This is a genomic window from Paenibacillus sp. RC84 (genome assembly GCF_041260495.1).
Taxonomy (GTDB): domain Bacteria; phylum Bacillota; class Bacilli; order Paenibacillales; family NBRC-103111; genus Paenibacillus_F.
Genome location: NZ_JBGBYL010000005.1, coordinates 57,143 through 78,544, shown reverse-complemented (window position 1 = coordinate 78,544; position 21,402 = coordinate 57,143). Strand labels below are relative to the sequence as shown.

22 protein-coding genes are annotated in these 21,402 nt (G+C 55.3%); 6 read left to right on the top strand and 16 right to left on the bottom strand.

Features of this window, described 5'->3' with window-relative positions; translation table 11 throughout:
• Positions 1-61: 61 nt before the first annotated feature.
• The 4 genes from ABH899_RS12945 to ABH899_RS12930 are packed head-to-tail and all read right to left on the bottom strand — an operon-like array spanning position 62 to position 3,692.
• The gene (locus ABH899_RS12945) at positions 62-949 is read right to left on the bottom strand and encodes a metal ABC transporter permease (protein ID WP_369996644.1); all 888 of its coding nucleotides are present in this window, start codon (positions 947-949) and stop codon (positions 62-64) included.
• Complete coding sequence (locus ABH899_RS12940) at positions 942-1,892, bottom strand: metal ABC transporter permease (RefSeq protein ID WP_369996641.1); 951 nt, start codon at positions 1,890-1,892, stop codon at positions 942-944. The genes ABH899_RS12945 and ABH899_RS12940 overlap by 8 nt, the downstream gene beginning before the upstream one ends.
• A gap of 27 nt (positions 1,893-1,919) precedes the next feature.
• The gene (locus ABH899_RS12935; RefSeq protein WP_369996638.1) at positions 1,920-2,687 is read right to left on the bottom strand and encodes a metal ABC transporter ATP-binding protein; all 768 of its coding nucleotides are present in this window, start codon (positions 2,685-2,687) and stop codon (positions 1,920-1,922) included.
• 21 nt (positions 2,688-2,708) lie between these two features.
• Positions 2,709-3,692 carry a metal ABC transporter solute-binding protein, Zn/Mn family gene (locus ABH899_RS12930; protein WP_369996635.1) on the bottom strand — a complete coding sequence of 328 codons (984 nt, stop codon included), beginning with the start codon at positions 3,690-3,692 and terminating at the stop codon, positions 2,709-2,711.
• A 663-nt stretch (positions 3,693-4,355) separates the two neighbouring features.
• On the opposite strand from ABH899_RS12930, the gene ABH899_RS12925 reads away from it, so the two are divergent.
• The gene (locus ABH899_RS12925; RefSeq protein WP_009672723.1) at positions 4,356-4,673 is read left to right on the top strand and encodes a hypothetical protein; all 318 of its coding nucleotides are present in this window, start codon (positions 4,356-4,358) and stop codon (positions 4,671-4,673) included.
• A 122-nt stretch (positions 4,674-4,795) separates the two neighbouring features.
• Positions 4,796-5,425 carry a uridine kinase gene (udk, locus tag ABH899_RS12920; protein WP_009672846.1) on the top strand — a complete coding sequence of 210 codons (630 nt, stop codon included), beginning with the start codon at positions 4,796-4,798 and terminating at the stop codon, positions 5,423-5,425.
• Positions 5,426-5,665: 240 nt separating this feature from the next.
• On the opposite strand, the gene ABH899_RS12915 is transcribed toward udk, so the two are convergent.
• Together ABH899_RS12915 and ABH899_RS12910 are read right to left on the bottom strand one after the other, a co-directional pair.
• Positions 5,666-6,856: an MFS transporter gene (locus ABH899_RS12915; RefSeq protein ID WP_369996630.1), complete on the bottom strand. Its 1,191-nt coding sequence runs from the start codon at positions 6,854-6,856 to the stop codon at positions 5,666-5,668.
• Between the two features lie 89 nt (positions 6,857-6,945).
• On the bottom strand, positions 6,946-7,494 hold the full coding sequence (locus ABH899_RS12910; RefSeq protein WP_369996627.1) for a hypothetical protein: 549 nt from the start codon (positions 7,492-7,494) through the stop codon (positions 6,946-6,948).
• A gap of 263 nt (positions 7,495-7,757) precedes the next feature.
• Here ABH899_RS12910 and ABH899_RS12905 point away from each other — a divergent pair, with 263 nt between their 5' ends.
• Positions 7,758-8,873: an aminopeptidase gene (locus tag ABH899_RS12905; protein ID WP_217559246.1), complete on the top strand. Its 1,116-nt coding sequence runs from the start codon at positions 7,758-7,760 to the stop codon at positions 8,871-8,873.
• Between the two features lie 158 nt (positions 8,874-9,031).
• On the opposite strand, the gene ABH899_RS12900 is transcribed toward ABH899_RS12905, so the two are convergent.
• The 3 genes from ABH899_RS12900 to ABH899_RS12890 form a co-directional block, all read right to left on the bottom strand.
• Positions 9,032-9,256, bottom strand: a complete 225-nt coding sequence (locus tag ABH899_RS12900) for a hypothetical protein (RefSeq protein WP_369996624.1) — start codon at positions 9,254-9,256, stop codon at positions 9,032-9,034.
• 219 nt (positions 9,257-9,475) lie between these two features.
• Positions 9,476-9,964, bottom strand: a complete 489-nt coding sequence (infC, locus tag ABH899_RS12895) for a translation initiation factor IF-3 (RefSeq protein WP_170318622.1) — start codon at positions 9,962-9,964, stop codon at positions 9,476-9,478.
• Positions 9,965-10,146: 182 nt separating this feature from the next.
• Positions 10,147-11,862 (bottom strand): L,D-transpeptidase family protein, encoded by a 1,716-nt coding sequence (locus tag ABH899_RS12890; RefSeq protein WP_369996621.1) that lies wholly within the window; start codon positions 11,860-11,862, stop codon positions 10,147-10,149.
• A gap of 199 nt (positions 11,863-12,061) precedes the next feature.
• On the opposite strand from ABH899_RS12890, the gene ABH899_RS12885 reads away from it, so the two are divergent.
• A complete protein-coding gene (locus ABH899_RS12885) occupies positions 12,062-12,193 on the top strand; it encodes a hypothetical protein (protein WP_009672691.1) in 132 nt (43 codons plus the stop codon).
• An 84-nt stretch (positions 12,194-12,277) separates the two neighbouring features.
• Here ABH899_RS12885 and ABH899_RS12880 read toward each other — a convergent pair whose 3' ends face one another.
• A complete protein-coding gene (locus ABH899_RS12880; RefSeq protein WP_009672891.1) occupies positions 12,278-12,655 on the bottom strand; it encodes a PH domain-containing protein in 378 nt (125 codons plus the stop codon).
• Between the two features lie 66 nt (positions 12,656-12,721).
• On the bottom strand, positions 12,722-13,798 hold the full coding sequence (locus ABH899_RS12875) for a DUF3900 domain-containing protein (protein WP_009672722.1): 1,077 nt from the start codon (positions 13,796-13,798) through the stop codon (positions 12,722-12,724).
• A 195-nt stretch (positions 13,799-13,993) separates the two neighbouring features.
• Between ABH899_RS12875 and ABH899_RS12870 the strand changes: the two genes are divergently transcribed.
• Positions 13,994-14,245 carry a hypothetical protein gene (locus tag ABH899_RS12870; RefSeq protein ID WP_369996616.1) on the top strand — a complete coding sequence of 84 codons (252 nt, stop codon included), beginning with the start codon at positions 13,994-13,996 and terminating at the stop codon, positions 14,243-14,245.
• Positions 14,246-14,504: 259 nt separating this feature from the next.
• Positions 14,505-15,908 carry a hypothetical protein gene (locus tag ABH899_RS12865; protein ID WP_369996613.1) on the top strand — a complete coding sequence of 468 codons (1,404 nt, stop codon included), beginning with the start codon at positions 14,505-14,507 and terminating at the stop codon, positions 15,906-15,908.
• Positions 15,909-16,152: 244 nt separating this feature from the next.
• On the opposite strand, the gene ABH899_RS12860 is transcribed toward ABH899_RS12865, so the two are convergent.
• The 5 genes from ABH899_RS12860 to ABH899_RS12840 form a co-directional block, all read right to left on the bottom strand.
• Positions 16,153-16,533 carry an ArsR/SmtB family transcription factor gene (locus tag ABH899_RS12860; protein WP_369996610.1) on the bottom strand — a complete coding sequence of 127 codons (381 nt, stop codon included), beginning with the start codon at positions 16,531-16,533 and terminating at the stop codon, positions 16,153-16,155.
• Between the two features lie 54 nt (positions 16,534-16,587).
• Positions 16,588-17,184, bottom strand: coding sequence for an NAD(P)H-dependent oxidoreductase (locus ABH899_RS12855; protein ID WP_369996608.1), 597 nt, complete (start codon positions 17,182-17,184; stop codon positions 16,588-16,590).
• 146 nt (positions 17,185-17,330) lie between these two features.
• The gene (locus ABH899_RS12850) at positions 17,331-17,810 is read right to left on the bottom strand and encodes a hypothetical protein (protein ID WP_369996606.1); all 480 of its coding nucleotides are present in this window, start codon (positions 17,808-17,810) and stop codon (positions 17,331-17,333) included.
• 295 nt (positions 17,811-18,105) lie between these two features.
• Positions 18,106-18,777, bottom strand: a complete 672-nt coding sequence (locus ABH899_RS12845; RefSeq protein WP_369996604.1) for a uracil-DNA glycosylase — start codon at positions 18,775-18,777, stop codon at positions 18,106-18,108.
• 16 nt (positions 18,778-18,793) lie between these two features.
• Positions 18,794-21,268: a type IA DNA topoisomerase gene (locus tag ABH899_RS12840; protein WP_369996601.1), complete on the bottom strand. Its 2,475-nt coding sequence runs from the start codon at positions 21,266-21,268 to the stop codon at positions 18,794-18,796.
• Positions 21,269-21,402: the final 134 nt, after the last annotated feature.

Genomic DNA, 21,402 nt, shown 5'->3' with positions numbered 1-21,402 from the left:
GAGCCCGTCCCGAGCTTTCCCTATCAAATCCGCTTCCTGAGCGCAAAATAAAAACCCGCTTTTACGCGGGTTTCCGGTTATCAGAAAGGCGGGTCCGGCTCCACTTGCGGACTACGACGCCTTGACCGGGAGAAAACAGAAAAGCAAGGACGAACAACCCTCCCGCGGCACAAATGATACAGCCCGCTATGGATGCGTCCAGCAGGTAGGCTAACCCGTAACCCAGAACCGCGCTTGCCGCTCCGATCCCCATACTGAGCGGAATCATGAGACTCAGCCGTTCCGTCAGAAGATAGGCTGTCGCAGGCGGCACGACGAGCATACCGACAACGAGAATAGCGCCTACGCTTTCGAACGAAGCTACAGTCGTCATCGACACGAGCCCCATGAGCAAGTAATGAAACAACGCCGCGGGAATTCCCAAAGCGGCAGCCATCGCCGGATCGAAGGAACAGAGTTTAAATTGCTTGAAAAACATTCCGATGAGCAGCAGGCTGAGGAGAAGAGTCAGACCGACCGCCCAGACTGCTTTGGGCCCCGCGGCTATTCCGGCAATCGTGAGGGTATCCCAGGGCACATAAGCAATTTCACCGTACAGAACGCAATCCAAATCCAGGTCGATATGACCCGCATAAAGGCTGACAAGTACGACCCCTACCGCAAAAAGCGCCGTAAAGACGACACCGATGGAAGCATCGGCCTGTACTCCGCTCTGCTTAAAAAACTGGATTAAAAAAACGGTAAGCAGACCGACCGCGGATGCCCCCAGCATCATGACGAAGGAATCCCGGGAGCTGCTGATCAGAAATGCGATCACAATACCCGGCAAAACGGAATGACTGATGGCGTCGCCGATCATGGCCATATTCCTCAATACCAGGAAACACCCGACCAGAGAGCAGGCGCAAGCGACAAGAACGCCGGTTAGAATAATCCATGCGCTAATCACCGACACTCACCCCTTCCCTCTGCGCTCCCTTGCCCCCATACGGGAGTTTCGCCTTTTGAACCGAACGGTATACCGACCATTTAAGCAGAAGTTTGGGCATGAGTCCCTTGCGCGTGCCGAACACGAGCGAAACCAGGAACCAGGCCGTTGCCGCAAGAACGCTGAGCGGCCCCGTCGGCATATTGCTGCCGATCGTGCTGAGCAGTGTACCCAGCGCACCGCTTATCGCACCGAACAAGCCGGACAGAACGACCATGGTTCCGAGCTTTTCCGTCCAGTATCTTGCCGCGACCGCCGGGGTGATGAGCAGCGCCGCCATCAGAACGACCCCTACCGCTTGAATGCCTGTAACGACGGCAACCAGAATGAGCAGCAGGACAAACTGGTCGAGCAGCGCGGTCGGATAACCGATTCCTTTGGCAAATCCCTTATCGAAGCTGGTAAGCTTCAACTCTTTGTAAAACAGCGAGCAAACGAGCAAGAGCAGGACGGAAACGCCCGCCATGGTATAGACGTCCTTCATGACCATGGATGCCGCCTGCCCGAACAAGAACTTATCCAGTCCGCTCTGATTGCCGCTGGGACTGTGCTGAATCTGAGTCAGCAGAACAATGCCGAAACCGAAAAAGACAGATAAAACGATGCCTAGAGCCGTATCCTGCTTTATTTTGGAGTGCCGGGTCATCCAGCCGATACTTAACGTAGCTAATAAACCCGAGATAGCGGCTCCTGCAAGAAAACCCAGGATAGACTTGGACCCGGTCACCATAAAAGCCGCGCACACGCCGGGCAGCGCCGCGTGAGACAGCGCGTCTCCCATTAAAGACTGCTTCCGCAAATAAGCAAAACTGCCCAGCACACCGCCGCTAAGTCCCAGCAGCGAACTGCCGTAGAGAATCCACTGCGTATTGGGATCCTTCAAAGCTTCTAACCAATTCAGCAAAGCAACCCCACTCCTTTCCGTTAGCTTCTACAAACGCCGGTCCAGCAGAGCCAGACGACCCCCGTAAGTTTTTTGAAGATTGTTTCGGTTAAATACTTCGGATACGGGACCCGCGGCAATCAGACTGACATTCAGCAGCATGACCGTATCGAAGTATTCTTCCACAGTCGACAGGTCATGATGGACGACCAGCACCGTTTTCCCCTGATTTCTCAGCTCTTCCAGCAGCGTAATAATCGCACGCTCCGTTGCGGCATCCACACCGACGAACGGCTCATCCATAAAATACAAGTCCGCGTTTTGAGCCAGAGCTCTTGCCAGAAAAACGCGCTGCTGCTGCCCGCCGGACAACTGGCTGATCTGACGGGAAGCAAAGTCGGCCATCCCGACCTTTTCCAGGCAATCCAGCGCCAGCTTCCGCTCGGCCCCGCCGGGTCTGCGAAACCAGCCGAGCCGGCCGTAGGTCCCCATCGTGACGACATCAAGCGCATTCGTCGGGAAATCCCAGTCCACCGATTCCCGCTGCGGAACGTAACCGACCCGTTTGCGCTGTTCCCGGTACGGCTTGCCGTAAATGGACACCCGCCCCTCTACCCGCGGGATTAAACCGAGCGCCGCCTTGATCAGGGTCGATTTTCCCGCGCCGTTCGGTCCGATTATGCCGACCAGACTTCCTTCGGGAGCCGCGAAAGTGACTTGCCTGAGTACCGGCTGCTTCCGGTAAGCGACGGTCATTTCTTCTATGAGCAGGGGCGGCTTTTGCCGGTTTTCCTGCGCGAGATGCTGAATCTGCATGATACATCCTCCTTGGTTCGTTTATTTCAAAGCTTTCACGATCGTGTCGACATTGTGGCGGACCATTCCGATATACGTGCCTTCGTTCGTGCCTTCCTCACCCATGGCGTCGGAATACAAAGTACCTCCGATCTTGACCTCATGGCCTTTCTGCTTCGCGCCTTCGATAACGGCGTCTATCGCTTTCTGGGGAACGCTGGATTCGATAAAAACGGCTTTGATTTTGTTGGCCACCAGAAAATCGCGCAGATCGGTCACGTCCTTAGACCCGTATTCGGAAGCCGTGCTCATCCCTTGAAGGCCCATAACCTTGATGCCGTATGCGTCACCGAAATAGCCGAAGGCGTCGTGCGCGGTAACAAGAACCCGGGCGCTTTCAGGTATGGTGGCAATTTCGGACCGGGTGTAGGTATCCAGTTCTTTTAATTTCGCCAAATAGGCGTCGGACTTGCCGCGGTAATCCTGTTCGTGAGCGGAATCGAATCGGATCAGTTCATCCCGGACTTTTTCCGAAGCGGTCATCCAGTGTTTCACATTAAACCAGATGTGGGGGTCATACTGGGTACCGGCATCGTCTCCCGAACGGAGCTCCTTGCGGTCAATGGGATCAGACACGGCAACCGTCGGTTTTTTGCCTCCCATTTGTTCCAAAATCTCCGTCATCTTCCCTTCCAGATGCAGACCGTTATAAAAAATGATGTCCGCTTTGTCAAGCTTCGAGATATCTCCTTGGGAAGCTTTGTATAGATGGGGATCGACCCCCGATTTCATCAAACTGGTTACTTCTACATGTTCCCCGCCTATCTCGCGTGCAATATCGGCAATCATACCGATCGTGGTCGTAATGCGCACCTTGCCTGCGTCTCCGGCCTTATCCCCGGCCACTGCGGAAGGTTTGGGACTGCAGGCCGACAAAGCCATCACGCTTCCGACGATCAAAACCACCAGGGATAGGCTCTTCCATCTCCCGAGTCTTTTCGAAGCCCGTTCATGCAATCGATTCATTTTTGTTTCTCCTCCTGATCCTTAGTAAGCGAACTTATTCAGCGGTTTACCCCTCATTAGACACATTCTTTCTTCGAGGAAAATATGTTTCCCTAAGGAAAAATAAAGAGCAAAAAAAAGTTCTCTTTTCACTGTTATTATTCCCTAAAACAATAAATATTGCAATAGGGAAACTTTTTTAACCTTTAGAAACTTTTCTGACCCAAGCAAAAAAACGCTGTCCTTATCGGAAACAGCGCCGGATCAAGTCTATTCATGAGAATTTCACAAGCGGGCGAACTCTCTTCAGGTTTTACGATTCGTTTTTATTAATTTCGTTTAAGTTCGGCGCATACTCCGATGCTTTGCGTGAATTTAAGGTCACTGCTTCCGATTTCAACCGGCTTTTGTTTTGCTTGTCATCTATTTTGGTCGATTTGTTGAACGGCATTGCACATTCACCTCCGCTGTCGTTATCTTTCGTAGGGTGCCCAAATCGCGTCGCTCCATAACGAGTTGTTCAACAATTACGGATTGCCTTTTGAATTGTCAGAATATTGTGTCGAAATTTTGGCACGTTTATCGAGTTTTGCGCTTACCCAGGAAATATAGTTCCGCCAAGGGAAATAACCGAATGAATCTGCCCGCAAATGTACATCGTATAGAAAAAGGAGGTTGTTACGCATGGTAGAAAGTCAGCAGCACCAGCAGTTTATCCGGCATGCCGTCGAGGCGGCGGACGCGGCCATTCTGGCGGCGCAGGAAGCGGAGCACGAGCTTCAGGGGGCCATTACACAGGCCGATCCGAATGCGATCCAGCGGGCACAGGCCAAACTGGGCTCGGCCAAACGTCAGGTAGCCGAAGCGGCCGCCCAAATCCGTTCGTTCGACGGGGATCGGTACGGTCAGCAGCTCCAACAGACGATCGAACAGCTGCAGCAAGCCAAGCAGGATCTGGAAGTAAGCGAAGATCATTACCATACGCCGAAGCAAGTCCGGTGAATTACGCTCCGAAAGGAGCTTTTTCTTTTTGAAAAAATTCTACAGTATGATAAACTATTCAGGGTATATAAAGCGCCGGCCTTATCTTAAAGGGCGCTGAACAGGGAGGGCCTTCATAATTTATGTTAGTCATTGGGATAGCCGGGGGAACCGGTTCGGGGAAATCAACGGTCGCCCGTTCGATCATAGACGAGCTCGGAACGAAAAACGTAACACTCATTTGCCAGGACAATTACTATGCGGACCGCAGCGAGCTGTCCATGGATGAACGCGCCAAAATCAATTACGATCATCCGAACGCGTTTGAAAATGAACTTCTGCTGAAGCATCTCGGCGAACTTCGGAAAGGCCGTGAGATTCAGGTCCCCATATATGATTTTACACAACATGCCCGTTCCTCGGAAACGCTGCACATTCAAGGCACGCCGATCATTGTGATCGAAGGCATCCACGTCCTGACGGACGAGCACCTGCGCAAAGCGCTCGACATCAAAGTATTTGTCGATACGGACCCGGACGTCAGAATTTTGCGCCGCATTATGCGGGATACGAACGAAAGAGGCCGCTCTCTGGAATCGGTTGTCGATCAGTACATCACGACGGTAAAACCGATGCATGATGCCTTTATCGAGCCTTCCAAAAAGTATGCGGACATCATCATTCCCGAAGGCGGAGAAAACGAGATCGGCATACGCCTGCTCACCACCTTAACGGAAAGCTACATGGATACCCTGCTGACGGATCTTAATTAACTCCCAAAGCAAAGCAGCGGCTGCAACCGTAGACGCATAAAAAAGACCTGGATACAGCCTCGGCTGCATTCAGGTCTTTTTGTGTCGGAAAAGGATCGCTGCCTCGTAAGCCGACGTCTGCTGACTGCTATAAGCAGGCATCCGGCCGGCAGGCTGCAAACACATGGGCACAGCCGCGCGGATAGATAGACGCTGACGGCCGTCGGCGGCCGCAAACCGGACGATAATCCCCGGGATAGTTTACGCTTGCCCGATTCCGGCCCCTCCCCTTTTGCGGGACCGGACCGCAAGCCCGGTAAGAACGAACAAGACATACACGGAGCCAAGCAGGAAGAAGAGGCTGCTGAGGGAGATATACTGGATGCCCAGCCCCCCCAGATTAGGCCCGACAACGCTGCCGATACTGAACAGAATCGAGCCGATCACGTTGGCTGACGGAAGAAGCTCCCGCGGGAGCAGATCGGCCGCATACGCGAGTCCCAGCGAGAAGAAGGACCCGATCATGCCCCCTGCCGTCAGCAGGAGAAGGCCGATTCCCCATACGGAACTTCCGGCGAACGGCACGGCCAGGAAAGCGGCGGCTCCCATCGCGGCGGCCGCCAAAAGCACCGGCTTGCGGCCGATTTTGTCGCTCAGCATGCCGAGCGGCAGCTGCAGAATCAGTCCGCCGAAACCGACTAGCGGAAGCAGCATAGATACCGACGTATCGCTGAGTCCGAGCCGAAGACCGTAGAGCGGGAAGCTGCTGTTCAGCACCGCTTCGGTGTAGCCGTACAGGAAGGTCGGGATAAGCGCGAACCAGGCGATTTTGGCCGCGATGCCGTACCGCTTCTGGGCGGGGGACTCTTTTCCTTCCGACTGGACCTTCTGGTCGGGAAGCCTTTGCAGCAGCAATATAACGACCGTGTAGAACACCGCCACCGTCAAAAACGGCGCGTAGGAACCGAGCGCGAGCAGATTGATGCCCGCCGGACCGATGCTGAATCCGACTCCGTAGGCCATGCCGTAATAAGAAATATAGCGGCCCCGTCGTTCCGGAGGAGCCGAGGTGAGAATCCATAGCTGCGTCGTGTAATGCAGGATGGAATTTCCGAATCCGATAATAAACCGCAAAATAAACCAGAACGTAAGATTCCCCCATACGGGGATCAGCAGAATAGCCACTGTTTCCATAGCGATTCCGAGAATTAAAATTTTCTTGTACCCGAGCGCGAACAGAATCCGTTCGACTACGAACATGGACGCGAAGCTGCCGATATACATGGCGGCGGCGTTAAACCCGTTTACTCCCGAAGATACCCCTGTTTGCTCCAGCAGGATGGTAAGCAGCGGGAGCAGAAGCCCTTGACTTAAACCAGAAATGATGACAACCAGCAGCAGAAGCACCAGGCGGCGTGTCGGACTCATCGTCTTTACCGACGATATGTTCATGATGATAAACCTCCCAGCCTAATGAAAAACACCTCGACTATTGTACCATCGGCTGGAACGCTTGTGAATTGACCTTCGGTTAATTTTTTTTAGGCTTCAACGCTTTCCCCGTTTTCTCCGATAAAGTCCAGACGGTCCCCGTAAGCCAGCAGCTTGCCCGGAAGCGGCACGCCGAACCGTCTCCAGACGAGCAGCCGGACCTTCCGAATCCATTCGTCGAAACCTTTGTACCCCGCAAACATGGCTGCATAACGATCGTTCATCATCACAAAATAAGGGCTGTTGTATTTGTCGGTCAAAAACCGGAGCGACGTGTCGACAGGCGTATATTTTTTGCGCTTGCCCTCCCATGTGTCTACGGTATATCGCTCCGCCGACTTGTCCTGTAGCAGGTCTTCCAGCATCTTCACCCGTTTGTGATACGCAGCCGCGCAGGGTACGCCCATCCGCTTCAAGCTTTCTTCATGCTGGGGATAAAAGACGACTTTCCTGAATTTGCGTTCGTCCGCGATCGCTTCTACCAGACCGATTTCGTGCTCCGACCAGTCTTCAAACGTTTCAAAAACGAGCAGCGTTCCGCGCTGAGCGGGCGGCTCTTCTTCGTATCCAAAAGGCACCATCGTATTGCCTCTCGCCATTTGCGAACGCCTCCTTGTAGCCGTTTTCGATTAGTCTTGCGTGGTTGCTTTCATTTTACCCGAAACGGTCCCGATGAACACACTGTAATCTCAGGCGCACGGCAGATTCCACGAAATAATTGACCGCCAGAAGAATGTACGTTCCATATTTCACACTATTTTTGGAGCCGTCTTCTACACATCCCCAAAATGTACTATAATGGGAAGAAGCATGCCTTCAGTACCCCGTACTGACATTTTTTACATAGAAGGAGTTCCTGCCCATGAGAGATCCAAGAATGGTCACATTTGCACGCAACATTATCCGTTATTCGGTTGAACTTCAGCCGGGCGAAAATATCCTCATCGAGCTGATCGGCGTTAAAGATCCGGAGCTCGCGAAGTGTTTTATCGAAGAAGTGTACGCGGTCGGCGGCAATCCCATCGTCGAACTCCGCGATCCCGCGATCAACCGCAGCATGATGCTCGGCGCTACCCGCGAAACGCTGGAGAAAAAAGCCGAAATCGAACTGAGCCGCATGAAAGAAATGCAGGCTTACGTGGCCGTGCGCGCCGGCGACAACGTGACGGAAACCGCGGACGTTCCGGAAGACCGCTTGAAGCTGTACATGAGCGTATACTCCAGACCGGTGACCAACCAGCGCGTCAACCATACGAAATGGTGCGTCATGCGCTATCCGAACGGCTCCATGGCCCAACTGGCCAACACGAGCACCGAAGCGTTCGAAGACTTCTACTTCCAGGTGTGCAACCTCGACTACAGCAAAATGGAAACGGCGATGGAGCCTCTCGTCCAGCTCATGAACCGTACCGACAAGGTACGCCTTGTTTCTCCGGGAACCGATCTTTCGTTCTCCATCAAAGACATTCCGGCGATCAAGTGCTGCGGCAAACGCAACATTCCCGACGGCGAAGTGTACACCGCTCCTGTGCTCAACACCGTAAACGGTATCATTTCGTATAACACGCCGACTGTTTACTCCGGAACTTCTTTCGAGAACGTCGTCCTGAAATTCGAAAACGGAAAAATCGTTGAAGCGACGAGCAACAACTCCGCCCGCATGAACGAAATTCTGGATACGGATGAAGGCGCACGTTATATCGGTGAATTTGCGATCGGCGTGAACCCTTACATTCTGCACCCGATGAAAGACACCCTGTTCGATGAAAAAATCGACGGTTCCATTCATTTCACGCCGGGACAAGCCTATGAAATCGCCGACAACGGCAACCGTTCTTCCGTTCACTGGGATATCGTGCTTATCCAGCGTCCCGAATACGGCGGCGGCGAAATCTGGTTCGACGACGTGCTTATCCGCAAAGACGGACGTTTCGTTATTCCCGAGCTGGAATGCCTGAACCCCGAAAACCTGAAATAAGCAGCCCCTTTAACGCAGTGGCGAAACGCACCCATACAGCGATTGCGCCGCGCATTACGAAACAGCTTCACCCGTCCGGGTTGGAGCTGTTTTTTTGACCCTTACATGCAAAAAAGATGGATGGGGCAGCCTCCCGGCGGCTCAAAGGGGCCTTAGCGTCACAAACAAGCGATGGAAGATTCAATCGGAAAAGCGTTTCGCTTCACCATGTCGGTTCCCGGCATCTCGACGGCCGTCGCAGGCACGAACAAACCGGACCGCTGGGTACAGAACGCCCGGCTGGCCGGGCAGGGCCCGTTTCCGCGGGGAGAACCGGAAGCGATCCCCCGCTCGCTGGAAGGAAGCTGCCCGTCCCGACCGGAACGGGCAGATGTGAACGGCAAAAGAGCCGTCTCCCTGATTCGAAAGGGAGACGGCTCTTTTGCCGGGACGCAGGGAACGCGCCGGATTGCGGGACGCCGCCTGCGCTGCAAGTGCAGCGCAATTTTACGTACGGCACCGCATGGCGGGGTTCACCTGCGGACAATCCCGCTAGTTTTCGTGCCTGACTCAGTACCCGGAAATATGCATTCATTTCTGCGCCGGATACCGGAGGCGATTTTCTATGACGGATTGACGCGTACTGCCGCCTGCTTGCCGCTGACCTGGATGTTCGTCTCTTTCGTGCCGGCGGCGGACAGATCCTTAACCAGCCGTTCCAGAAGCTCCTTCGCTTTCGGTCCTTCTTTGCCCTGGATGCGGACGACGAGCTGTACGGCGTTCCCGGAAGCCAGAAGCTTCTCGGCCTGCCTCTGTTTCGTTTCGTAGTCGTGGTCTTCGACGTGAACGGTGAGCCTCAGCTCCTTCACTTTCAGAGGCTTGTCCTGACGGCGGGCCGCCTGCTTGTCTTTCTGCGCTGCCTGCTTCGCCGTGCCGCGGGCGGCAAGCTTGCAAGGGGGCGGGCTGCTCATCAAAGACGTGCAGACCAGATCGGCGTCCGCTGCCTTCGCCAGCTTAAGCGCTTCTTCCCTTGGCATTACTCCGAGGTTCTCCCCGTTCAAACCCGTAAGCTCCACCTCGGCCGCTTTTATTTTCTCGTTCATGATAAGCATCATAAGTTCCTCCCGGATGTTGTGTGTCCGGAAACTTCTGCCGTTATACTGCTGCGCTATAGAACCGGTTCGTTTCCGTACTCTCCTTTCTTTCTATTGTAGGGGATACGGGAAGGAAATACAAAGCGCCCGGCAGGGAAACTCCCCCTCTCCGGACGCTTGTATTCACATAACGGGTGCAGTCAGCCCAGCCAGTGAAACACGGTCCCCTCCGGGGCTCGTTCCCGCACGGCAGGCGCTCCCGGAGGGCGCAGCGCTTCGGCAGCCGCCGCGAGGTCCAGCCCGCCGGCGACGGCAGACACGCCCGCCCCATCCGAGACAGACGCAGCATCGGCCGCGGATCCGGCTCCTGACGCAGGCCCGGCCTTGGACGCGGACAAACCGCCGGCCGCAGGCGCAGCATCGGCGATGCGGACCGCGCTGCCCTTCGGCACGAGCGCAAACAGCGCCTGCATGTCGGCATCGCCGACCCGGATGCAGCCGAGCGAGCGCCCGGCGCCGACAGAAGCGGCATCCGCCGTGCCGTGCACCGCGATGGCGCCCAGACCCAGCGCCGCGGCGCCGTACACGCCCGGCGTCCTGCCCGCAGGAGCGATGACCCGCTCCTGCACGGCGAACGTGCCGTCCGGCGTCGGCGACTCCGGACGGCCGATTCCGGCGCGGGCCTCCAGCACCGCGCCTCCGGCGGTTAAGAGCAAGCGGTGCTCCCGCTTGCTCACGGTCACCCGCACAGGCTCGAACGGGACGTTCGCCTGTGCGGCAGCGCTTGCGGGAAGGAGGATACCCGCAAGAGCAGCCCCCGGCAGGTTCGGCGTCAGGGCCGAACCTGCATCTCCGGCGGCGGGCCGGTAGACCCACCCGCCACCGCCGTCGTAAGACGGGCTCACCCGGGTGGAGCCCGTCACGGCTTCCCGCGGCACGAAGCTGAGGTAATTTCCGGGATAATCGCGGACCAGTTCGTCCAGGCTTGCCGGAAATTTCCCTCCGTGGTCCGCCGCGTAGGCCCCGAGCGACGTGCGGATGAGCTGGGTGCCTATCCGCGTCAGCACCTGAGCGCGCGGCGCACCTTCATCCAGATAGGTAATCTCCGCCGTTTTGCGGAGCGTCGGCGCATATTCCGCCGCCGCGAAAGCGCCCTTCACTTCGGCGGGGTCCTTAACCGGGACCGCTTGTTCGTCCATACCCGGGAGCGCGTCTTGTCCGGTCAGCCGGATGACGTAAATAACCCGGCTTTTTTGCGGATTCCGCCCGATAAGAAGCTCCATCTCCTCCCGGAGGATCGCCTCCGCCCGGGCGCTGCCCGTATCTGGGGACAGCCGCAGCAGATAAGGCCGTTCGTCCGGTTTCACGCCGGAAAATTCCTCCGGGCGTAAAGAAGCAGCTTCCGGCGAGAAGCTGCTTCTTTCTTGAGGCTGAGATGCATGCGATTCGTAGCTTGAGGGCTTTCCGTTTTCCGCTGCGGAAGCGGTCTGTTTGTTTCCTGCTCCCGAGAGGAGAACGACCAGCAGGACCAAATTGATAACGATGAGCGCGTAGAGGAAAGTCCGCAAAAATTTGTTGAATTTGCTTCCCGTCGCCGCCTCCAGCTCTTGGCGGACTCCCGCCAGATCGTTTTCCTCCCGCTTCGCCAGCTCGTGTACGGCCCGGTTGGCGTCGGAGTAGAACGGGGAGGGGTACGTTTTCATCACCTCGTGATAGTGAAAAAGCGCCCGGGGCAGGTTCCCCTGCTGCCTTGCCCGCTCTCCCATGCGAAAATGTGCTTCGGGAGACGTTTTATCGGCATAGCGGATGACTTTATCGAAATACTGCGGGTCTCCCCGGCTGATGTACAAATTTTTGTTGACCCGTACCAGCTGCGGTTCCAAAGGATGCGAAAACCGGTTCGTCGCTCCTCCCATTCCCTACCTCCTGTTTGCTGTGATGAGAGATTAATAGGTTGTTCGATACATATTGTATCAACATAAATACATTTTGTATAGTTAGAATCGTACGCCAATTTTTGCGCGCGGCTCTTCGCTGTTTTTCTCACTATTCCGCCTTCGTTCGGTGCATGAATTGTGCACCGTGCAAGCAAACTAACAAACGGAGGTGGATTCCATGGCAGGAAGAAACAGCAAGCCCAAAAATCGCGGTCCGGCCAGTCATCCGGGCAGACTCGACCAGTTCGGCGACAAGCTGGCCGACGGCAAAGGTCCAGAACCGAAGCCCGAAAACGTTTTAGGGGAGTAACTTCTTTTCTCCGCAGGATTCCGTCTTCACACGAAAAAAGCCTTCCGGTCCTTACGGTCCGGAGGCTTTCTTTATTTATGCGTTTTATCCCAATACATACCGGCTGAGCATCGCGTACACGTCGTTAATGTTGGCGCTTTTGTTAAATTTCTTGACGATAGGCTCGTGCGTGCTTGACAGCCAGATTTTAAGCTCGGCATCCAGATCGAACGTCCCCGCGCTCTCTTTCGCGAACCGGATAATACTTTTGTAAGGCACGGACATGTATTCGACCTTGGAGCCCGTTACCCCTTGCTTGTCGATCAGAATGAGGCGCTTGTTCGTAAAAACGAACCCGTCCCGGATGATTTTGTACGCGACCTGCACCTGCTCGCCCGGAATAAGAAACGGCTCCAGTTCCTTCTGAAGCTTCTCCGGAGACATTTCCGAAGCATTTCCCAATAAACCGTCCAAGATTCCCACAGCTCATCAGCTCCCTTGCCCATAATCCTTATTTTAGCACACCCCGGTCCGGGGCGGAGCCGTCTTTTAAAAATCTCCGCCGCCGGCGTCCTCCGCGGCTTCGCGTTCCAGCCGTGCCAGAACGGACTGGATATCTTCGGGCTGAAGCAGCTCCACGGGTGAAACTCCCTTCTCGAAATGGAGGGAGCTGCCGCTCAGCAGGACGACATACTGATCGCCGAACTTGGCAAAATGTACTTTTCTCCCGTAATCCGCGAGTTTCCCTTTTACGGTCAAATGATCGAGCTTAAACGTCATGCCCAGATCCGGCTGCTGCTCCACCAGAAAGTTGGCCGCCTCCATGACAAGCTCCGGCGCCCATTTCTCCTGCAGCTCGCGCTTCTCGCTTGCCGCCCAGAGTTCAAGGTCCCTCTCCTCCGCTTCTTTCTGCTCGGGATGTGCTTCCAGCGTCTGCTCGATATGCTGCTGAACCAGATTGACAACCTGATGATTAAGCAGCTCCGGCATCGATTTTTCATATTCCACGAATTTAAGCAGATCCTCGAAGTATTTGGCGTGCGACGGCTGATGGATTTTCAGCTCCCAGTCCTCAAGCATGCCGACCTCCGGCATATACGGATACTGGATCGCTTTCATATTTTTCGCGTTGATGGCCATTTCCACTTCATGCAACAGGCTGGATTCATCCGTAATGCGGGCTATTTTGGGCTCGAAATCGCATTTCATTACGAATACGAACGGCTCGTCGAAATACTGCGGCAGCTTGGCGCTGGCCGTAATGAGCGCTCCGCTGCGCACCGAACTCGTCTGGATGTAAGCTCTTGCCAGCTCGTCGCTTTCTTTCAGAAAATCGTCTCGTGACGAGGCGCTGCGAAGTCTCGCGAACATATTGTAGTTTGGATTCGTTTCGAGGCCGCACCCCGGCTCCGTTATAAACCGTCCGATTTTGGTCGGAACTTGTTCGGACTGCGGATTACGCTCCACTTTGCGTTTAGCCAGCCGGGCAAACTCGCCGCCCAGAAACTGTTCGAGCGCACTGCCTTCGTAGGCATCCCCGTCCAGAGTCTGAAAATGACGGTAAGCCTTGCCCGTCCCTTCTTCGCGTATGACAAAAAATGAGATAAATTTCACTTCGAATTTCATGCTTTTTTCCCCTTTATCCGTTAACCTGCTGTCTAACCTTCTCTGATTGTAGCGAATCCCGCGATTTTTGACAAAAGAAACTGACTCCGGACAAAAAAAACTGCCAGGACGTGTGATTATCGGAAGCCTCGACCTGTCTATATTGATAGGAACGATAGAAAAACGATTTACTATGGAGTTGGGGTGTACGATGAGATGATTTATGGAACGAAGTTGTTGGAAATGGATATCGAATTGTTCGCCGCAGCACTTTCGCAGACCGAAGTCTACATCTGGGGAATGGATCACAACGATGTGTATGTCCAAATCGGACGAGGTTTTATCGAGAAATACAACCAGGACCAGGTGAAAATCCGTTCGAGCCTCAATAGCTGTACCATGATTTACTCCAGAGAAAAATGCGAATTCAGCGTCAAAACTGAAAGCGCGGAGGAGCAGCCTAAGTAAGCAAGCCAGCAAACCCGTATAAATAGAGATGAAATGAAGCTGACCCTACATACCTATCCCTTACAAATTTGCCCCTATTTAAATAGCAGGAACAACCTTTAGATGATAAATAACTATTCTTATTAACTGCTAAAAACCCCCTCGCCCGAGGGGGTTTCTTTTTGCTGCATGGACGGGCCAGGATCGGCCCGGAACCTTCGTACGGGACCTGCATAAGCTGTAGCAGTACAGGATGTAAGCCCAAGACGGAGGGATTCCCGTGAGTGTGGAACTGGTGGGACTGCATGTCGTTTATGTATGTTTTATTGCCCTAATTATCGGGTTTATGCTGTTTCGTAAAGATACGACGCCGGTTTGCCTGATCGGCATTTTCTTGCTTGGCCTCGCCGCTACCGGTTCTCTTCCCCAATCGGTCGGAGGCATTTTCACGAGCCTGATCTATGCCATGAAAGAGCTTCTGCCGACCATCCTCGTCATCTCGGTCATCGTCGGCATGAGCCAGGTTCTCTCGTTGTCCGGCGTCAGCGACACGATGATTTCCCCCGCGGCGAAGCTCATCCGCAGCCCCGGAGCGGCCTTCTGGATCATCGGCATCGTCATGATGACCGTTTCCTGGTTTTTCTGGCCGTCGCCGGCCGTTGCGCTGATCGGGGCCGTGCTGCTCCCGGCGGCGGTCCGTGCCGGTCTGCCGGCCATCGGGGCGGCCGTAGCCATGAACTTGTTCGGCCACGGCATCGCGCTTTCCGGCGACTACGTCATCCAGGCCGCTCCGAAGCTGACCGCCGACGCCGCCGGCCTTCCCGTCGGCAGCGTCATGGAAGCTTCCATCCCGCTCGTCGCCGTGATGGGAGCGGTCACGACCGCGGCCGCTTTCTGGTTCCTGCGGCGCGATTTGAGAAGCGGCGCATTGAAGCCGGAAAGCGCCATCAAGCCGCCGGCGCCGGTCATCGGCGGCGCTTCTTCCGGCGGGAAGCTGCTGACCGGCAGGCGGCGCCTGGTTCTCGCCGTCGCGATTCCCCTGCTGTTCGCGGCCGACATTGCGGCCATGTTCCGGCTGAACCTGCAGGGAGGGGAAGCGACCGCTCTGATCGGCGGGACGGCCGCCCTGATCCTGCTGCTCGTCTCGCTCATGGCCCACCGCCGGGGCGGGTTCGGTAAAACGACCGCTTACCTGGTGGACGGGTTTCATTTCGGGTTTAAGGTATTCGGCCCCGTCATTCCGATCGCGGCCTTCTTTTACCTCGGCGACGCGGCTCTTACCGAGCTGTACGGGCATGTCCTCCCGGCTGCTTCACACGGGATCGTGAACGATCTCGGATTGGCGCTGGCCCAGACCGTGCCCGTCCATCCGGCCGCAAGCGCCGTCACGCTGACAGCCGTAGGGGCTATCACCGGGCTGGACGGCTCCGGCTTCTCCGGCATCTCGCTGGCAGGTTCGGTCGCCCACCTGTTCTCCTCCGCCCTCGGCGCGGGAGCCGCCACCTTGACGGCTCTCGGCCAGGTGGCCGCCATCTGGGTCGGAGGCGGCACGCTCATCCCGTGGGCGCTTATTCCCGCCGCCGCCATCTGCGGGGTCGATCCTTTCGAGCTCGCCTGGCGGAACCTGAAGCCGGTGATGATCGGCCTGGGCGTCACGACCGTCGTCGCGATGTTTCTGATCTGATCCGGCGGAGTACATGCCTTGCTCAGGGTGCGCTCCGGCCGGGGCTGTGTTCTTTACAGACTCTTTCCAGCATCGTTTTTGCTCGGTTCTTGCTTCGTTCCTGCTTCATCTCGCTTCGTCTTGTTTCGTTCTTACCTGGTTCTTGCTTCGTTCTTGCCTGTCATTTTCCTTCCACGCCCGGCTTTTTCCGCCTGCTTGCCACGCTCCAGGATGCTCTTGCATCCTTCGGCAGCATGTACGGCATCTAACGTTCGGCAGCGGCGCCGCCTTCGCAAGACTCACCCACGCCTTCTCCCCCGCCCGCCGCTTCCGGCGGGCATTCTTTTTCGAATGCCGCGATAAGATCTTTCATGAGCCTCATGGCCGATCCCGCATCCAGCGCATAATATTTTTCCGTGCCCTGCTGACGGATCGTTACGATCTCCGCCTGCTTGAGCAGTTTCAGATGATGGGAAATGGCCGGTCTCGACAGGTGCGAATGCTCCGTGATGCTTTTGACGTTCATGGGCCCGTGCTTGCCGAGCAGCAAAATAATCTGCTGTCTGGCCGGGTCTCCCAATGTCCGGAACAGATTCGTACACTGCTCGAAGTATTCCATGGTAGTCCGTTCAGTTGTTCCGCTCATACGATCACATCTTTCTTCATCGATGCGGCCCAAGTGGATGTCGGAGGAGGACGCCTAAATCAGCTTGCGGCCGAGGTTCTCGGCTTTGTTCAGCCAGGATTTCCGCTTGTCCGCCGTAGATAGTTTGAGCGATCCGAGCATTGTTACTCGTACCGGCTTAAATCCGCTGAATTCGAGGATCCCCTTCTTCATCGCCTTGTGGCCGGGAATTCCGCCTATAGTTTGATAATACCATACCGGTGTGTCCATCGTCACAATGAGGCGGGCGCTCTTCCCCTTAAGCAGTTTTTCCCAGATGAGTGAGTCCTTGCTCTTGTACTTAAAAGCGAAGCCCGGTAAAAATACCCGGTCAATCATCCCTTTGAGAAGAGCGGGCATGGTCCACCACCAGGTCGGATACACGAACACGACGTGGTCGGCCCAGCGAATCGACTCCTGGATTCCAAGCAGGTCGGGCTCCAGCTCTGTCCGCTTTCTGTACCCGTAAGCCAGATTCGGATTGAAATCGAGATCGCTGATCTGAACGAAGCGGATTTCCCCTCCGGCGGCGGTTGCCCCCTTGCGGTACGATTCCGCCAAAGCGGTGCAGTAGCTCTCCCGGTCGGGATGTCCTTGAATGATTAAGACGCGTGACGATGCTTGTGTTGTCATAAGAAGAAACCTCCATCTGATCGTTAATTAAGTTCATATGTTTAAACACTTAAACCTTTAAACCAAAGATAAGCCCACTTTCATTTTTTGTCAACCAAAAATTACGGCCAATGAATCCGCAACAAAAAAAGCCTTCATGCGAAGGCTTAAGAATTCCCGTAAATCTTCCGGTATTTTTCATTGAAAGCATCGATCCATTCCCTGTTAATCGGCCCGTTTTTAATTTCGTACAAGCGGTCCATCAAAACATAAACGGTATTGTTATTTGCGTAAATCAAAACCGTTTCGGCTTTATCGCGCGCGAGTTCAAATTCGAAAGCGGACTCGGAGTTCCTCAAGGCAGTTACCTCTTGACTCAACGTTTCGTAGCCGAGATGCTTTCTTTTCACTTTATATTGGCTTAAAAACGCGAGAAGTTCATCCATCGGCTTCTTCTCTTTCGTTCCCCATTCAAACGGTTTATCGTCCAGCGCAGGCCGATTTTTGCTAAAACCCATCCAAGTCAATTCACCGGCATGAAGCGGTATTACATCCGCTACACTTTTCTCCCTGTACTCGTTCCAGTTGTAAAAAGTGACACCAGCGGCAATTGCAAGCAGCACAACAAGCCCGATTTTTTTAATCATGTTCCACCCCTTTATGGCCTTCGTCCTTCTATTTAACCATATATTTACATATATGCGAATTTGAGCGATTAGTCGCAAGAAAAAAAGGCGGTCCTCACTCAGGCCTCTGCGACGACCTGAGGCGAGTCAGGTATCCCGTTCGTGAAATCGGATTCTATCATTCCTACTATCGTTACTTCACAAAATTGAACAAGCACATCTGCGGCACTTGGGAAGCAACAAAAAAACCGCGCATGCGCGCGGCTTTCGAATGATGATCTGAATCTAAAAGTCCCTCGTTTCAAACCGTTCCCGTTTATTCCGGCAGACACCAGTCAATTGGCTCGATTCCCTGCTCCCGAAGCCATGCATTGGCTTTCGAATATGGCTTGCTGCCGAAAAACCCCCGGTGGGCGGAAAGCGGACTCGGATGAGGAGCTTTGATGACGCCGTGCCGGTTCAAGTCGATCAGCTGCGTTTTGGATTGCGCATGACTGCCCCACAAAATAAAAATAACGGGTGTTTCTTTGCGGTTCAGCGTCTCGATAACTTTATCCGTAAAAAGCTCCCACCCTTTCCCCTTGTGGGAATTCGCTTCACCGGCCCTTACGGTCAGCACCGTGTTCAGAAGGAGCACGCCCTGGTCGGCCCAGTGCTTCAAATACCCCGTTTTCGGGACCGGACAGCCGATGTCTTCCTTCATTTCCTTGAACATATTTTTAAGGGAAGGCGGGGCGGGTACGCCCGGTTTGACGGAAAAGCTCAAGCCGTGCGCCTGACCGGGGCCGTGATAAGGGTCCTGCCCCAAAATAACCGCCTTCACATCCTTGAACGCCGTATAGTGCAGGGCGTTAAAGATATCGTGCATCTCCGGATAGATCGTCCGCTCCGTGTATTCCTGCTTCAAAAACTCTCTCAGCTTCAGATAGTACGGTTTCTCGAATTCCTCCGACAGTAACTCTGCCCAGTCGTTCTTCAAGATCGTCATCGCTTATATCCCCTTCCTATTCCTCCGTTTCCAGTCTTCCGGTAGACGGATCTGCAAGAACCAGCCGGGCCGAAACTTCCTCTCCGCCCTGCCGTTCCAGTTTGAGTTTGGCGGTTTTGCCTTTTTCCAGCAGTGCTTTCACTTGGGCATCCGTCAGGCTCCGTCCGAAGCTTTCCTTCCAGATGACGAAGGTGCAGCCGGTCTTGTAATGCGAACAGCCATATCCTTTCTTACCCATAAAAATGGTTCCGCCGCAGCCCGGCCGAGGACAAGCGCCGACTACCCGCGGCCCGTCCGCCGGTCTAGCTGCAGCCGGAGCTCCCTGGACGGCCGATGCGCCGCGGGTGCTCCGGCCGGAAGCCTGCCCCCTGGCGCCCCGGGAGTTCTGCGCGGCTGCATCCGCTCCCGCAGCCTCCCGCACGGGTGCCTGTCCCGCTGTGACGCCGGCCGCACCGCTCCGGGCCGAAGACGCCCGGCCTGCCGGCGCTCCGCTTCCGCGGGCCGCGCTGCCTGCGGCTGCGCGCGCCTTGGGCGCCGTTCCCGCGGCTGCGCCGTCCGTGCCGGAGGCTTTCGCGCTCCGGCGCGTCTTGCCGGCCGCGGCCCGTCCGCCCGTTTTCCCGGCGGGCTCGTCGCCCTCGAAGGCGGTTCTCGCCGCGCGGTTCTGGACGCGGACTTTGTCAACGATGAGCGTGGCGAATTTTTTGACATTTCGCATAAACGTCTCATCGGATGCTTGTCCGCGTGAAATTTCATTAAGCCGGCGCTCCCACTGGCCCGTCATCTCCGGCGAAGTGAGCAGTTCCACGCCCGCCGCGCGGATCAGCTCCACGGCCGTCCGGCCTTTGGGCGTCAGCGTGATGCGCTTGCCCTGCATCGTGACGTAGCCGACATGCTTCAGGCGCTCGATCGTCGCCGCGCGGGTAGCCGGAGTTCCGAGACCGGAGTCTTTCATCGCGTCGCGCAGCTCTTCGTCCTCAATCTGCTTGCCGGCGCTTTCCATCGCCTTCAGGAGCGTGCCTTCCGTAAAAGCTTTCGGCGGCTGGGTCTCCTTCTCTTTGGCCGCCGCATCCCTGCAGTGAGCGCCGAGAGAAGCGTTCAGAGAAAACGGCTCGGACGTTTCTTCTTCTTCGGCCTCTTCCTCTTCTTTTCCCTTGTCGTCCTTCGTTTTTGCGCGTTTGCCGTCTTTCTTGGATTCGGGATACAGCACTTTCCATCCGAGCTGCAGCAGCTCCTTGACGGTCGTCTTGAACGTTTCTTTCTCCACTTCCGTCAGAACGGTGTGCACCTTATACTCGGCGGCCGGATAAAACTGCGACAAAAACCGGCGCACGATCAGATCGTACACCTTCTGCTCATCGGCCGACAGTCCGTTTGCCCGTTTGCCGGTCGGGAGGATCGCGTGGTGGTCTTCCACTTTGGCCGGGTTGCAAATCGCTTTATTGTTTTTGTGGACCAGATTCCGGTTGGCCTGGCGGACCCACTCGTCGTAGGCCGTTCCCTGGAGGGCCGAAAGCGTTTTGTGCATCTCCGGGATATTCTGCTCCGTCACATAGTTCGAGTTCGTTCTCGGATACGAAATGACTTTGTGCTTCTCGTAGAGCGCCTGGGCCACGTCCAGCGTTTTTTTCGCCGAAAAACCGAGCTTGGCATTGGATTCCCGCTGAAGGAGCGTCAAATCATACAGCTTGAACGGATATTCCTTCGTATCTTTGACTTCGTAAGACGCGATGCGGGCCGGTTTTCCTTTTACTTTCGCCGCAATGCCCTCGGCCTTGGCCGGGTCCGTAATGCGCTCTCCCTGCCACAATCCACGGTAATCCGTCTGCTCCTGGGCGAAAAACGCCTCCACCTCGTAAAACTTCAAGGAGGAGAAATCTTCGATCAACTTTTGGCGGTCGTAAATGAGCGCCAGCACGGGAGTCTGAACCCGCCCGACGGATAAGAGCACGTTATGCTTGGTCGTAAAAGCCCGGGAGCCGTTCATGCCGATGATCCAGTCGGCTTCGCTCCGGGCCCGTGCGGCTCTGGTCAGATTTTCGAAATCGGAGCCGTCCTTCAGTTGCTGAAAGCCGTTCCGGATCGTTTCCGCGGTCAAGTCGGAGATCCACAGACGCTTGACGGGCTGCTTCAATTTCAAGTGACGCTGAATGAGCGAGAAAATATGCTGGCCCTCCCGCCCCGCGTCGCATGCGTTGACGATTTTGTCGCACTGTTTGGCGACTTCCTTGATCACTTTGAGCTGATCTTTCGTCCGTGGATTCGGCAGCAGCTTGAATTCGTCGGGAATAATCGGCAGATGCTCGAAACGCCATTTCTTGTATTTTTCATCGTATTTATCGGGTTCCGCAAGCTCTATAAGGTGTCCAATGGCCCAGGTAATGATATAATCCGATCCTTCGATATACGTGCGTTTGTTCGCCGCTTTCGGTTCGATGACAGCGGCAATCGTCCGGCCCATATCCGGTTTTTCGGCAATCACAAGTGTTTTCAAAGGCTATCTTCCTATCTATGTATCTCGCTGCGTTTCCCGCAGTGCAAGACATCCATCTTTTTGTCGTTCCGGCGCCAGGTTCTTGTTTCTCGTACACTTCAGTATATCGGCCCGGGAGTAACCCTGCAAGGACG

Coding starts and splice junctions, on each gene's coding strand:
- ABH899_RS12925 (WP_009672723.1), top strand. CDS start 4,356: ATGGTAGAAAGTCAGCAGCACCAGCAGTTTATCCGGCATGCCGTCGAG.
- ABH899_RS12910 (WP_369996627.1), bottom strand. CDS start 7,494: ATGGCGAGAGGCAATACGATGGTGCCTTTTGGATACGAAGAAGAGCCG.
- ABH899_RS12845 (WP_369996604.1), bottom strand. CDS start 18,777: ATGACGATCTTGAAGAACGACTGGGCAGAGTTACTGTCGGAGGAATTC.
- ABH899_RS12860 (WP_369996610.1), bottom strand. CDS start 16,533: ATGAGCGGAACAACTGAACGGACTACCATGGAATACTTCGAGCAGTGT.
- udk (WP_009672846.1), top strand. CDS start 4,796: ATGTTAGTCATTGGGATAGCCGGGGGAACCGGTTCGGGGAAATCAACG.
- ABH899_RS12905 (WP_217559246.1), top strand. CDS start 7,758: ATGAGAGATCCAAGAATGGTCACATTTGCACGCAACATTATCCGTTAT.
- ABH899_RS12875 (WP_009672722.1), bottom strand. CDS start 13,798: ATGAAATTCGAAGTGAAATTTATCTCATTTTTTGTCATACGCGAAGAA.
- ABH899_RS12850 (WP_369996606.1), bottom strand. CDS start 17,810: ATGATTAAAAAAATCGGGCTTGTTGTGCTGCTTGCAATTGCCGCTGGT.
- ABH899_RS12890 (WP_369996621.1), bottom strand. CDS start 11,862: ATGGGAGGAGCGACGAACCGGTTTTCGCATCCTTTGGAACCGCAGCTG.
- ABH899_RS12935 (WP_369996638.1), bottom strand. CDS start 2,687: ATGCAGATTCAGCATCTCGCGCAGGAAAACCGGCAAAAGCCGCCCCTG.
- ABH899_RS12885 (WP_009672691.1), top strand. CDS start 12,062: ATGGCAGGAAGAAACAGCAAGCCCAAAAATCGCGGTCCGGCCAGTCAT.
- ABH899_RS12915 (WP_369996630.1), bottom strand. CDS start 6,856: ATGAACATATCGTCGGTAAAGACGATGAGTCCGACACGCCGCCTGGTG.
- infC (WP_170318622.1), bottom strand. CDS start 9,964: ATGCTTATCATGAACGAGAAAATAAAAGCGGCCGAGGTGGAGCTTACG.
- ABH899_RS12930 (WP_369996635.1), bottom strand. CDS start 3,692: ATGAATCGATTGCATGAACGGGCTTCGAAAAGACTCGGGAGATGGAAG.
- ABH899_RS12870 (WP_369996616.1), top strand. CDS start 13,994: ATGATTTATGGAACGAAGTTGTTGGAAATGGATATCGAATTGTTCGCC.
- ABH899_RS12855 (WP_369996608.1), bottom strand. CDS start 17,184: ATGACAACACAAGCATCGTCACGCGTCTTAATCATTCAAGGACATCCC.